At 59.6% G+C, this 13,206-nt stretch carries 13 protein-coding genes; 9 read left to right on the forward strand and 4 right to left on the reverse strand.

The genetic code is table 11. The features are described 5' to 3' along the window. Positions 1 to 38 precede the first annotated feature (38 nt). The 5 genes from CHB97_RS23450 to CHB97_RS23465 all read left to right on the forward strand — a co-directional run bounded on the left by CHB97_RS23450 (position 39) and on the right by CHB97_RS23465 (position 5,250). The gene (locus CHB97_RS23450; protein WP_160106202.1) at positions 39 to 2,423 is read left to right on the forward strand and encodes a TonB-dependent receptor; all 2,385 of its coding nucleotides are present in this window, start codon (positions 39 to 41) and stop codon (positions 2,421 to 2,423) included. Between the two features lie 3 nt (positions 2,424 to 2,426). Further along, positions 2,427 to 2,600, forward strand: coding sequence for a hypothetical protein (locus tag CHB97_RS26555; RefSeq protein ID WP_160106204.1), 174 nt, complete (start codon positions 2,427 to 2,429; stop codon positions 2,598 to 2,600). After that, complete coding sequence (locus CHB97_RS23455) at positions 2,600 to 2,797, forward strand: hypothetical protein (protein ID WP_089290406.1); 198 nt, start codon at positions 2,600 to 2,602, stop codon at positions 2,795 to 2,797. The genes CHB97_RS26555 and CHB97_RS23455 overlap by 1 nt, the downstream gene beginning before the upstream one ends. Next, a complete protein-coding gene (locus CHB97_RS23460; protein ID WP_089290407.1) occupies positions 2,794 to 4,281 on the forward strand; it encodes a PepSY domain-containing protein in 1,488 nt (495 codons plus the stop codon). The genes CHB97_RS23455 and CHB97_RS23460 overlap by 4 nt, the downstream gene beginning before the upstream one ends. 288 nt (positions 4,282 to 4,569) lie before the next feature. After that, positions 4,570 to 5,250 carry a class I SAM-dependent methyltransferase gene (locus CHB97_RS23465; RefSeq protein ID WP_089290408.1) on the forward strand — a complete coding sequence of 227 codons (681 nt, stop codon included), beginning with the start codon at positions 4,570 to 4,572 and terminating at the stop codon, positions 5,248 to 5,250. Between the two features lie 56 nt (positions 5,251 to 5,306). Here CHB97_RS23465 and CHB97_RS23470 read toward each other — a convergent pair whose 3' ends face one another. Next, positions 5,307 to 6,056 (reverse strand): SDR family oxidoreductase, encoded by a 750-nt coding sequence (locus CHB97_RS23470; RefSeq protein WP_089290409.1) that lies wholly within the window; start codon positions 6,054 to 6,056, stop codon positions 5,307 to 5,309. A gap of 535 nt (positions 6,057 to 6,591) precedes the next feature. On the opposite strand from CHB97_RS23470, the gene CHB97_RS23475 reads away from it, so the two are divergent. The 3 genes from CHB97_RS23475 (at position 6,592) to CHB97_RS23485 (ending at position 10,106) form a co-directional block, all read left to right on the forward strand. Next, complete coding sequence (locus CHB97_RS23475; RefSeq protein ID WP_089290410.1) at positions 6,592 to 7,575, forward strand: MBL fold metallo-hydrolase; 984 nt, start codon at positions 6,592 to 6,594, stop codon at positions 7,573 to 7,575. A gap of 150 nt (positions 7,576 to 7,725) precedes the next feature. Beyond that, positions 7,726 to 8,625, forward strand: coding sequence for a LysR family transcriptional regulator (locus tag CHB97_RS23480; protein WP_200820096.1), 900 nt, complete (start codon positions 7,726 to 7,728; stop codon positions 8,623 to 8,625). Between the two features lie 119 nt (positions 8,626 to 8,744). Further along, entirely contained in the window at positions 8,745 to 10,106 is a 1,362-nt protein-coding gene (locus CHB97_RS23485; RefSeq protein WP_160106206.1) for a M20/M25/M40 family metallo-hydrolase, read from the forward strand. Between the two features lie 46 nt (positions 10,107 to 10,152). On the opposite strand, the gene CHB97_RS23490 is transcribed toward CHB97_RS23485, so the two are convergent. Together CHB97_RS23490 and CHB97_RS23495 are read right to left on the reverse strand one after the other, a co-directional pair. Next, positions 10,153 to 11,283, reverse strand: coding sequence for a helix-turn-helix domain-containing protein (locus CHB97_RS23490; RefSeq protein ID WP_244559680.1), 1,131 nt, complete (start codon positions 11,281 to 11,283; stop codon positions 10,153 to 10,155). Positions 11,284 to 11,309: 26 nt separating this feature from the next. Continuing rightward, entirely contained in the window at positions 11,310 to 12,044 is a 735-nt protein-coding gene (locus CHB97_RS23495; RefSeq protein ID WP_200820097.1) for an SDR family oxidoreductase, read from the reverse strand. Between the two features lie 69 nt (positions 12,045 to 12,113). Here CHB97_RS23495 and CHB97_RS23500 point away from each other — a divergent pair, with 69 nt between their 5' ends. Next, complete coding sequence (locus tag CHB97_RS23500) at positions 12,114 to 12,764, forward strand: TetR/AcrR family transcriptional regulator (RefSeq protein WP_089290412.1); 651 nt, start codon at positions 12,114 to 12,116, stop codon at positions 12,762 to 12,764. On the opposite strand, the gene CHB97_RS26215 is transcribed toward CHB97_RS23500, so the two are convergent. Beyond that, positions 12,706 to 13,206: HAD family hydrolase (locus CHB97_RS26215; RefSeq protein WP_371333136.1), on the reverse strand; the 501-nt coding region annotated here is incomplete at its 5' end. The genes CHB97_RS23500 and CHB97_RS26215 overlap by 59 nt on opposite strands.

Consider the following 13,206-nt stretch of genomic DNA (forward strand, 5'->3'; position numbering starts at 1 on the left):
CCCCCTTGCTGAGAGGGTTAGTTTCAAGGACGATGCCGATGTTCAGTTTTCGTAAAGCCACCCTGCACGGGGCCGTTGCCATGATCGCCTTGGCCGGTACCGTGTCACCCGTTGCCGGGGCAGAAGGGGTGGCCGCCGCGCCGATGACGGAATTCAATATTCCCGCCAGTTCCCTGGGGGCGGCCATCGCCCGCCTGGGGCGGCAGGCTGGCGTGATGGTAACGGTCGATCCCGCCCTGGTGCGCAATCTCCGCACCGAGGGGCTGCGCGGTCGGTACAGCGTGGCAGACGCACTGGACCGGTTGCTGGCCGGCAGTGACCGGCAAGCCAAAATAGATGGAACCGGTGGCTTCATCATTGCCACCCGTGGGAATATCGCCAGCTCGATCCCGGAAACCGATACGGAAATCGTCGTCATCGGCACGCCGGAATCGCGCTATGTCAGCCGCACGCCACAAGCCGGCAGCCGCATTGAAAAGGACATCCTGGACACCCCCCGCTCGGTCGATGCCATCCCGGAGCAGGTGCTGCGCGACCAGCATATAAGGGAGTTGAGCGAGATCTACCGCTATTCTGTCAATGTGGTGAACAATGACGGCTATGGCGGCACGCGGGAGGATTACATTATCCGTGGTTTCCGCCGCCGCGATGATGTCTACCGTGATGGCGTGCGGCTGAAGACTAACAGCATCGTCGATCCCAGCACCGTCGCCAGCGTGGAAATCCTGAAAGGCCCCACGTCCGACATCGGCCAGATGACGCCGGGCGGGTTGGTCAACATCATCACCAAGAAGCCGCAGTTGCAGGAATACCGCCGGATTGAACTGAATACCGGCAATCAGGGGGAGCGCCAAGCCTATGCCGATATCACCGGCGGCTTTGCCGGGGACCGCTTCGCCTATCGGCTGACCGGAAGTTACGAAAATGGCCACACATTCCGCAATGACAGCAAGACCAAGCGCAGCTTTGCCAATGGCAGCCTCAGTTGGTTCGGCGACAGCGGCGCCACCGCCAATCTAACCTATGAGCATGGCGATGACGATCGACCGATGGATCGCGGCTCTATCACCCTGCCTGTCAGCGGCAGCCTGCGCGAGGTGCCTTCCCTCCCCCGCTCGCAGCGTCTTGACGCTCCCTTTGCCCGACGCGATTCAAGCTACGATCTGGCATCAGCCGATCTGGCCATACCGGTGACCCCGGATTGGCAGATGGAAGCGAAACTGTTGTCCAACACGGAAAAGACGGACGAAGTGCATACCGAGGTCCGCTCCATCGCCAGCAATGGCACGCTGGTGCGACGGGTAGAGGGCAATGACGACCGCGACCTGGAAACCCGGTTCGGTCGCCTGCAGATGCGCGGTCAGGGGGAGTTGGGTCTACCCTACAAGCTGGTGGCCGGTGTGGAATATCGTCGGCAGACGGAAAGCTGGATCAATTATGTCGGCGCCAACCAGAGTTTCGGCACCGCCTTCAATCCGCAATCGGAAAAACTGGTGAATGATGGGGCCAGTCCGGTGCAGCGGACGCAGCGGTCGGTGAAGCAGGAGGATTGGGGGCCTTATGTCCAGGCTGATATCCAACTGGCCGAGCCCTTGACCCTGACCCTTGGCGCCCGGCGGGAAGCCTATAAGGGGAACTTTGCCAATCAGGTGATCGTCGGCAGCGGGGGCCGTACGGCATTCTCCTATCCCACCAGCTACAAATTCACCAAGTCCGGCGCGCTGGCCTATAAGCCGGAGGAAAGCTGGACGCTCTATGCCAATTATTCCGACACGTTCCAGCCGCAGAATTTCTATGAGAACAGCACCCAGGTTTTCCCCGCTCAGGAAGGCCGGATGTATGAGGCTGGCGCCAAGAAAGCCCTGTTCGGCAACCGGCTGCTGCTGACCGCCGCCTATTTCGACATCAAGCAGAGCAATCTGGTGGAGGTTTCCAACGGGGTTCCCTTCCTGTCGGGTGGGCAAACGTCGCGCGGGGTCGAAATGGCGGTCATCGGCTCGCCCATGCGGGGATTGAATGTCCGCGCCGGGGTCGGGCATGCCGATGCGGAGGTGGTCAGCCGCGATACCGCCACCGACGGCAAGCTGCCGACCAATGTGCCGCGCTGGAACGCCAACGCCTATGTCAGCTATGAAATCAAGGACGAGGACAGCCCCCTGCGCGGTCTGGGCCTGGGGCTGGGGGCCGTCTATGTCTCCAAGCGCTATGGCGATATCCAGCACAGTTTCTCAATCGGTGACTATATCGTGGCCGACGCAACGGCTTGGTATTATCTGCCGCTGGGCACGGGTCGACAGGTTCGCCTTACGGGCGGGGTCAAGAATCTGTGGGATGAGCGCTATTACACGGCGTCCGGTGGCACTTACCGTATCGCGGTGGGGGCACCACGCACCGTCTTCGCCGGTCTGGCGGCGGAGTTCTGAACCATGACGGTGCGTGATCAGGCGCGGGCCTGGGGCCTGCTGGCCCTGTTCGAACTGGCGGCCGGTGGTGTTGCCATTGCCCGGCTGGGCCCCGGTCCCGGTATCATCATGGCGCTCTTCCTGCTGGGCATCGGTGGCACGCTGCTCAGTTGGCTTTATCGCGGGAACCGGCGCTGATGCGCACGCTGATCGTCACCTTACTGGCCCTGGTGCTGGGCCTGCCCGTTTGTATCGCACTTGCCGCCCTGCTGGGGCGGACGGCGGGGCTGCGGGGGGACGCGCTGGGCTTTGCCGTGCTGATCACCGGCAATCTGGGCTGGATCGTGCTGCTGTTCGCCGCCTTGTGGCAAATAGCGAAGGAAAAGGATCGATGACCCGCAAGGAAATCGCCAAGCGGCTGCTGGCCATGCATGGGGCCATCAGCCTGGTATTCCTGTTGCTGATTTCCTGGTCGATCTGGACCGGCATCCTGTCGGTCTATGCTGATCTGGCACGCCCCTGGTTGCGGGCGGATGTCGCGGCGGCATTCGACAACCCCGCAGCTTCACCGTCCGCGGTGCTGGACTTCATCCTGCAAGGCGGCAGTTTGGGGGAGAGCTGGAATTTATTGGCCCCGACGCCGCTCCGGCCTTTCCATGTCTATGCCGGCCCCGTTCCCCCCGGCGGGGCGCCACAGGTCCTGATGGTCAATCCGGCAACCGGGCTGCGGGAACCGTGGAACAACCTGGCAGCCGATGGGTTGTTCCGTCGCATCCATACGGACCTGCTACTACCCAAACCCTGGGGACGGCTGGCCATGGGACTGGCGGGGGCGCTGATCACCATTCTGGTGGGCACCGGCCTGTTCATCCATGGCAAGCAGATCCGCGATGCCTGGCGCTGGCGACGCAGTTCACCGTTGCTGGATCTCAGCGAAAGCCACAAGCGTGTTGGGCTCTGGTTGACGCCGTTCCTGCTGCTGATGGCCCTGACAGGGGCCATTCTCGGGTTAAAGATCGCCATACCGCCGGTCGCGCAGGCTTTGGGCGTGGCCGTGGAGGTACCGGAGAGGCCGACCTTCACCCGGTCACTGGAACTGACAAGGTTGGATCGCTGCGTCAGCGACGCCTTGGCCGCCGCACCGGACACACGCTTTGCCGCAATCAACCGGAGCGGCGACCGGGTGGAGATCAGGCTTCTGCGCCTGCGCAGCCTGCAATGGTGGGGCGAAGGCGGGGGCAGTGTGCGCGCCCTTTGCGATCTGACTGCCGGTTCCGTCCGGCTGATTCAGACGGCCCCCTCCGGTGGCATCTGGGGGGCGCTGGAAAGCGCGCTGCGTCCCATCCACTATGCCCGCTTCGACAGTACCGCGGTGCTGGTAGCCTATATCCTGCTCAGCCTGTTATGTCTGTGGTCGATCGACAGCGGCATGAAATTACTGTGGCTGCGCCAAGCCGGTGACGGGGCGGACAGCGTGTCCCGTCGCCTTTATCGGGCCAACAACCAGCTTTATGGGGTTCTGCCCCTGCTGCTGCTGGCCGGCAATCTGGTTGCCGGCTGCACACCCTGGCTGCTGATGGCCTGTGCCATCCTGATCCTTGTCGCGCTCAATCTCACAAGGTGGGCGGGTTGGTTGCGCCATCCCGCCTTGTCCTGGGGTCTGGCGGCAGCCTATATGCTGCTGATTGCCGGGCGGCATTGGCTGTTGCCCTGGACAGGGGCCGCCTGGCCCCCGGTTCTGCTCACCGATGCCAGCCTGCTGGGCATGGCATTCTGGCTGCTGCAGCCCTGGCGCCCTTCCCCGGCAGCTGCCGACCGTGATCCTGGCCGACCGACGGGGACAAAGGAGACAAAGGGTGCCCAACACCAAACCGGATAAATCTGACCGGATCAATCCGACCAGTCGGACAAGAAGCTGCTGCAGGATCTGTATATCGTGCTGTTCATAGGCCGTCTGGCTCAATCAGTTAAATCATCACCAGGGACTAAAAAATTACGCAATATATGTTGATACGTGAGGTCTTGTCCGTTATGTACCTTTTATAGTTACATGAAAAAGTGTCCCAATGTCCGGCGGCTTGGGCAGCGCGACGGCGGTCGCCGCCGTACCAAGTTGCAACGAGCTCTACCCATCGGAACGTGGTGTTAGAATATTGGAGGCAGTGAAATGGCAGCCAACCTCTCGCCATTTATGAATCCGGCCGCAGTAGCGACCTATACTCACGATACACCGAGAAAGGTGCCTGGACTTGCCGATCTCCATCGGATGACGGCAATTCTACTTGCAGAGCGCGCGCCAGCCGCCGCCCATATCCTTGTCGTTGGCGCAGGCGGCGGTTTGGAACTGAAAGCGATGGCCGAGGCGGTACCAGGTTGGTGCTTCACCGGTGTCGATCCATCATCGGCGATGCTGGATATCGCTCGGGAAACGGTGGCGTCCTATACTGATCGAACGACGCTCTTGCTGGGCACCGTGGACCAGGTGCCGAGGGGCCCGTTCGACGGTGCTGTATGTCTGCTCACCCTGCATTTCCTGGACAGATCGGAGCGCTTGCACACCTTGCGGGAAATCCGCGGCCGCATGAAGCCGGGCCGGGCACTTGTCATCGCGCATCATACCTCTCCTGATGGCAATTCGGAGGCCTGGCTGGCGCGCTCTGCGACCTTTGCCGATCAGACCGTCTCCAACACGCAAAAGTCTGCGAACTCAGCAAAAGCGATGGCTGAACGCTTGCCCCTCCTCACCCCGGCTGAAGAGGAGGCGCTTTTGCTGGAAGCCGGTTTTATCGAACCAAAGCTGTTTTATGCCGCGTTCTCATTCCGTGGCTGGGTCGCGATTGCCAGCTGATTGCGCCCCGTTTCGACATGCGAAACGGGGCGCGCGGCGGTGATCGCAGCTTGGTGTTACCAGCCCTGTTCCACGGGCAGCACAAAGAGTTCGGCCATATCGACATGCGCCGGGGCCTGGGCAGCGAAAACGATCATGTCGCCAATATCCTCACCTTGGAGGAACGTCATTTGACGGGACAGATCCTCCATCTGCTGATAGTAGCCCGGGTCGGTAATGTGGGAATAAAGTTCGGTTGCAACTGCGCCGGGTTGGATGCAGGTCACGCGAATATTGTGCTTCGGTCCCACCTCCATACGCAGGCCGTCGGAAAATGCCGCAACCGCATGCTTGGTGGCGCAATAAATCGAGAGGCCCTTGAAGACCTTGCGACCGGCGATCGACGAAATGTTGAAGACATGCCCGGAACGCTGCTCGATCATCTGCGGAAGGACGGCGGCCGTGGTGTTGAGGAGTCCCTTGACGTTCACGTCCACCATCCGGTGCCATTCATCGACCTTGAACTGGTCGATATCGGAAAGCGGCATCACGCCGGCATTGTTGACCAGGATATTGATCGCGCCATGGGCGTCGACGAGTTTTTTGACACCAGCCTCGACAGACGTCTGGTCTGTCACGTCCATCTCCAGGACGAGGGCGTCGCCGCCGCGGGTTTCGATCTGCTGCTTGAGATCACTGAGCTTACCGGTACGACGGGCAGCAATGCCCACCTTGGCACCGGCTTCGGCAAGCTTCATAGCCGTGGCGGCACCAATGCCGCTGGATGCGCCGGTAACCAGAGCGATTTTTCCGATGAGATTGCCCATCTTCTTTTCTCCTTGTCTTGAGCGCCGCCCGCAAGGCGGCTTGGTCGTGACAAGGGGCAATTGGGGATCGGTAAGCGTGGATTCTCTCGGGCCTTTGCTCCACCTGTTGGGATCTTGCGCGAAATTGCGGGCACGGGGCAGAAAATGATCGGCCGCTTGCGAAGAAGGCGGCCTTCCTCGCTCACTGCCGGCGACAACCCGCCGTTCCGAACAAACTCAGGCTTTGCCGGGAATTCTGGCGATAACCTTGATCTCAAAATCAAAGCCGCCGAGCCAATTGACAGAATTTAAAATGCCATTCTTCTGCTGAGTATCTCACGCTAAACTGATAAAACTACAAAATTATCGCTGAAATATTCCTTGTTCTGGCATCGTGACACGAGAAAATCGGTAAGAGAATTTTTATATCTGAATTTAGCCGCCCGGTCACACCGACAAGCAATCCACGGCATGAATGGATGGTATCTATGGGAGTGCCCTCCATTGATTGCCTGGGGCACGTCATAATGTCGGCCTTCCAATCAAAGGACTGTCGATGAAATACGCTTTCCTCCCCCGCGTTACAGCCGCCATGCTTTTTGCGGTAGCCTCCCCCGTCAGCATTTCGGCGCAAGCCAAAGCCCCTGGTCCGCAGCACGTTGTTTCGCAGCAACTCGGCGGCTACAGCATCCGTGTCGGTGAAGTCAGGGTCACGTCATTGACTGACGGCAGTGTCCCGCAAGACCTTTACAAGCTACTGCGCCATACGACGCGGCAGAACATCGATACGCTCCTGACGCGCAACTTCCAGGCCAATCCCGTGGAAGCATCGATCAACGCCTTTCTGCTGGAAATGCCGGGGCATCTCATTCTCGTCGACACCGGCTCCGGTGAGCTGTTCGGTCCCGGCAATGGCGGCAAGCTCGTCGGCAGCATGTCGGCCATGGGCTTTCAGCCCGAACAGGTGACCGACATCCTCATCACCCATGCCCATTCGGACCACGCAGGGGGGCTGGTGAGAGGTGGACAGCCGGTGTTCACGAACGCCACCGTTTATGTCGGCAAGCCTGATGTCGACTTCTTTTTTGACCGCGCAAACCAGGCACGCACTGGCTATGACAAGGTTCATTTCGACATCGCACAGAATACGCTGAAACCCTATCTGGATGCGGGTAAGGTCAAGATGTTCTCTGGAACAGAGCAGATCCTGCCGGGTATCAGCGCAACCATCCATCCGGGACATACGCCGGGTGCCGCCTTCTACACGCTCACCAGCAAGGGGGAGCAGATCGTCTTCATCGGCGATACCATTCACGTCGCAGCAGTGCAATTTCCCGATCCTGACGTGACCATCGCTTATGACCAGGATGAGAAGCGCGCGGCGGAAGTGCGAAAGCGGGCATTTACCAAGTTCGCCGCACATGGCGATCTGATCGCCGCCCCGCACCTGCCGTTCCCTGGTATCGGCCATATCCGGGCTGATGGTAAAGGCGGCTATGATTGGGTGCCGGTAACCTACACCAATCGTGATGGTGACTAACAGCAGCCATCGCCGAATTAAGATGGAATACCGGTCGCACTTCGTTCGCGATTTTGTTCACACATGCGCTGCACTACGCCGCATCTATATAGTATCCCGCCAATCATCGACCGGATCGCGAACGAGGTGAGGATGAATCCAATAGAGGGCATGGACCTTGATCTGTTGTCGGCGCTAGAGGCACTGCTGCAGGATCGCAATGTCACGCGGGCGGCGACACGATTGGGGATAAGCCAGCCGGCGCTCTCAGCCCGTTTGACCCGCCTGCGGGGCTTGCTCGGTGATCGTCTGTTTGTTCCAGCTCCTAATGGACGCGGCGTCGTCCCAACGCCGCGCGCAGAAGCCTTGATTCCGTTGGTTTCGAATGTCATGCAGCAAATCGCTGCGATCATGGAGCCGGTGACCTTCGATCCAAAGAGCAGCAGCCGAGTGTTCACACTGGCGTTACAGGAGAATCCGGCAATCATGCTCGGTCCGGGCCTTGCACAGCGCGTGCGTGCCGCCGCCCCCGGTCTACGGCTCAGATTGGCGGTACCGGACCGCAGGCAAATCTCTGCGCTACTGGAGAGTGGTGACATCGATATCTTTGTGGGGGGAACGACTGACGCGGAGAATAGCTGGATTGGGCGGTCGCTGTTCGATGATGATTTTGCGACGGCACAGCGTAAAGGACATCCCCGGGGAACGGGACCGATAGATCTGGAGGAATTTTGTAGCCACGCGCATCTTCTCGTCTCGTCCGCAGGCGATCCCTTCACCGGTGTTATCGATAGAGCCTTAGACGAGATCGGGCGAACGCGCTTTGTTGCAATGTCAGTTCAGAGCTACGCAGTAGCGCCGACCATCATTGCGGGAAGCGATCTGCTGTGCACATTGCCCACCCGTATGCTCCGGCGCTTTGATGCCGCCCTGGATCTCTTCGCACCGCCGGTTCCGCTGAAGCCCATCGCGATCAGCGCCTATTGGCATCTGCGGCATCAGGAGGATCCGGGACACAGCTGGCTGCGTGAACAGCTTTTTGCTGCGGCCGGTACCGTTGAACGGAACTGAGTTCTGGATCCATCGCCCGCGGTACCATCACCCGATGGATATTGCCAATCCGTGCTCATCGGCTTTGTCGATCCTATTCCCGCGCCATGAAGCACGTTTCTTGCCGGAGGGAGAACAACATGCACCGACAATGCTCGCGCCTGTTGGCAATTTTATTGCTGACAGCGATCCCGACGGTGGTCTTTGGACAGGAGGCTGAATTCGCATCCTCTCCAGGCATCGCTTCTGATCATGTCGCCTACGACCTGGTTCGTGACCTCACCACAGCGTTCGGTCCGCGTCCCGCCGGATCGGCTGCCGAGGCCGCGGCAGCGAAATGGGGAAGCGAAAAAATGAAGGCGCTCGGATTTCAGTCCGTCACGATTGAGCACTTTCCTCTGCTGCGCTGGAGCCCTGGCGAGACCAGGGTCGAACTGCTTGGCAACGTTGCGCAGCGGCTTGTCGCGACCCCTCTGGGCGGGTTGGTGGCAGGGCCGCCGGTGGAGGCGCCGGTGGTCCTGTTTGAGAGCTACGACACCTTCCTGAAAAGCGACCCGGCTGATGTTCATGGGCGCATCGTCGCCATTCTGGAACCCGTGCGACGTGCGACCGACGGCAATGGTTATATAGCATTGGCTCCGGCGCGCACGCGCGGTCCTGGCGAGGCCTTGGCAAAGGGTGCGGTCGGCTTCGTCATCCGATCATTGGGAACACACGAGGATAACGTTGCGAACAGCGGGGCCAGTGTGACTCTGCCCAGCCCGTTCCCCGCCTTTGCGCTTTCGCCAGCCGCAGCGGATCAAATCAAGCGCGCAGCAGCGCTCGGCCCGGTTAATATGCGCCTGGAATCAATGGCAGCCTGGGCGGGCGTTGGCACTTCGCAGAATGTAGTGGGCACAATCCCGGGGAGCGATCCCAACGCCGCGCCAATCATCATTGGTGCGCATATCGATAGCTGGGAACAGGGGACCGGCGCTATCGATGATGGTTTTGGAATTGCTGCTGTCACGACCGCAGCAACGCGCATCTTGCGATCAGGTAAGACGCCACGCCACACGATCCACCTTGTCTGGTTCGGCGCGGAAGAGGTAAGCCAACCCGGTGCCCTGCGCGATTTTGTCGGTGCCCGCGCCTTCACCGAACGCCATCAAGCCCAAGTAAAGCGGGCCTTAGTCGCCGCCGAAAGCGATTGGGGCGGCGGTCGGGTGACACGCGTTACACTGCCACCGACAATGTCTGATGATTTGGTCGACAGGGTTCGCCAAAACCTGCATCCGCTCGGTATTCCCGTTGATGTCGGAAATCCGGGTCCAGGCGTCGCCGAGATCGGCGTGCTGGCCGCAGCCGGGGCACCGCTCTTGCGGCTGCATCAGGATGCGACAGGGCTCTTTGACGTACATCACACCCCTAATGATGTGCTGTCACGTGTCGATCCAGCCTCGCTCGAACAGAATGTGACCGTATGGGAGCAAGTAATCTCGGCAGTCGCCGACGTCCATTGATCGCGCTGCATGGATTGGCGCCGTCCCTACGACACTTGGGAGTGGGTCACAATTTACGATAGCCGCTCGGCAAAAATCCGGTTTCCCGTTTGAAGACCTGTGAAAAATGGCTCGGACTTGAGTAACCGACCATGACAGCAACCCTTATGATGCTCAGGTCTGTTTCCTGCAAAAGTCGCTGTGCATGAGCAATGCGCTGACGAATAAAATGGCGGGAGGGAGATACCCCTGTCGCCTTTTTGAACAATCGGCTGAAGTGGAACTCGCTCATCCCCGCCGTGGCCGCCAGTTCAGCCAGATTGAACGGCTCAGCCAGATGTTCCTTGAGATGCGCAAGCGCACGACGCAACTTATAGCCGGGGAGTGCGCTGGCTCGGTCATCTCCGCGCACGCTGGCGGCATAGTTGCGGATGAGGTGAACTGCCAGGCTTTGGGCAAGCCCTTCTAGGAACAGTTGGCTCCCCTTACCTTCGGCGGTAAGTTCTTGATGGATCAGGGCCAGAAAGTGGGAAAGCTGTTTGTCCTCGCCGCCGGATATGTCGCGTAACCGCGGAGGCGCACCGCAACCAAAAATATCGCGGGCGACACGCTCGAAAAGCGGGACCGAGAGATAAAGATGCATCACCTGGAACGGATCGGGGCCCTTTGCGCACCATCGCATCTCATATGGGGTGTCCGTCCGTGTCAGAAAGAAGTCGCCGGCCTTCACCTGCGTGGCAGCCCATTCACCGTCGAGGTCTCGCTCTTCGACAACGGCTTCGCCGGACAAGACCCAAACAACAAGCGGTTCGGCCACAGCCGGCACAAGAAAGGGCTCTTGTTTGTTATGCCGGGTATAGACCTGCACGAACAGATCGCTCCATGCCAGACCGTCACCACTCAACAACGTCCGCCCGGCGATGAACTGCTCCAAGCCACGAGCGGACGTCTTCTTTAGTAGGAGCTCGTCTGACAAAGGGTTGCCTGCATCGAGATGCCATTGGTTGACGCCGGGGGCAGCACAGTGGTCCGGGAATTCGCCATTCGTGAAATCAACTGTCTCCATTGTGACCTCGTCTTTCTGGGGCAATTGATCGGGGCCAGAAGGACCCAGCGTCTGCCTGTTCGCACTACTGCCGGTAATGCACGGCTCGCCATCTTGTTTCATGGTCGCGCGTGCAACTGTGTGGGCCAACATGGTGCGACCCACATGTGCAACACAAATCACCAGGAAACAGCACCCTCCGGCGCTACAAACCGACCGGACACGGCATCAGGGCCGAGCAGGGCATATTGTACCGGAAGACGGGCACCCTCGGTGGGCATCATGAAGCCATTGCCACCGGTCAGATCTGTCTGCACATAACCAGGCGCGACTGCGTTGACGACAATGGACGTGTCCTTTAATTCCGCCGCCAGTTGAACCGTCAACATGTTCAGTGCCGCCTTGGAGGCGTTGTATCCAATAAGGCGCGCCTCGTAATAGGGTGAGGTCGGGTCACCGTTGACAGCCAGCGAACCCAAGGTCGTGGAAAGGTTGACGATGCGACCGGCCGTCGACCGGCGCAGCAATGGCAGCATGGCTTGCGTAACGGCCAATGTACCGAGAAAGTTCGTCTCCATCAGCCGTCGCGCGGCACCAATCGTTGCAGCGGTGGGCGGACCATCTTCGGCGTCGACGATGCCGGCATTGTTGACGAGAATGTCGAGACGGCCGTGTCTCGACGAGATGGCGGCGGCGGCGGCGGTGATCGTGCTGTCGCGATTAAGATCGATTTCGATCGTTTCCACGGGCAATCCCGCTTGCGTCAGCGTGATAGCGGCATTCTCCCCGCGCCGCAGGTCACGGGCGCCCATCAGGACGGTTACGCCCGCTTCCGCCAACTGTCTGGCGATCTCAAATCCTATGCCTTTATTGGCACCCGTCACCAGTGCGATCTTCTTTATCTCAGTCATCATACGTCCTTCAGGTGTTGGCGAAACACGCCAGTCAATATATGAAGGATCATTCGCATTTTGGATTCGCATATGGACGCGACGCCACCCACTCATCTGAAAGCCCGGAAAAGGCCGCGTCAGGCGCGGTCAAGCGCGACGGTTGACGCGATTTTTGAGGCGACCATTCAGGTTTTGATCCGCGAGGGAACACAGCGGCTGACCACCACGCGCGTCGCGGAGCGGGCGGGTGTGTCAGTCGGCACGATGTACCAGTATTTTCCGCACAAGCAGGCACTGCTCTACGCCCTGAATGAACGCTACCTCGACAGGTTGGCGGAGCGCGTGGAAAATGCCTGTCGCGCACAACATGGCAAATCAACCGCCGAGATGGTCGGAGCGCTCATCACCACCTATTGGGACGCAAAAACTGAGCGGAGCGACGTTACCCGTGCGCTCTACAGCTCAGCGGTCGAACTGGATAACGAGGCGCTGATCGAGGCTTTCGCCAAGCGTATGGACGCCGCGACCATTGCAATGTTTCAGAGCGCCCCGATGGCGCATTACATCAACCTGGATCTGGTGAATGTGACGCTCCTGTCCGTCATCTTCGGAACCGTTCGGAATGTCTTCGAACGCAATCTACCTGCTCCGCAGCAGGCTGCAATTCGCGAGCAACTGACGGTTATGTGTTTGTCATATCTAGATATGTCGGGCGGGCAGTCGAGCAAAGCCAAAGCATAATCAGTATATCTGCGATATCCAGCCGGAGAGATCTGTCAGTGAGCCGAGATCGCGAAAGCGCGGGTAGGACATCCGAGCGCACGGAATTGCCGGCCATGACAGCTTGATCGGGTTCGACGCCATAGCGCTTGAAAATGCGGCTGTAAGTGGCGGCTGTTTTCTCGCTCACGATCTCGACGCCTGAAAACCAGTCGCCAAGCCCGGAACCGGCAAGCTTTGCTTCATGAAGGAAAAGATCGCCCTTGGTAACGAGAACAAGGCGACCGTTCTTAGACAATTGCGCAATCGCCTGTTCGACACCGCCTAAAAGTTCTGGACTTGCCCTGGAAAAGTGGAGGGCCATGATCCTAGTACTACAGTTGCGTTTGTTGTAATCGATAGTGGACGAGAGCGGCGTTTGCCTGATGTCTTCGCCTCCAGAGTGACCAGTCGAGGACGGCGT

This window comes from Azospirillum sp. RU38E, from assembly GCF_900188385.1.
In the GTDB taxonomy this organism is placed as follows: domain Bacteria; phylum Pseudomonadota; class Alphaproteobacteria; order Azospirillales; family Azospirillaceae; genus Niveispirillum.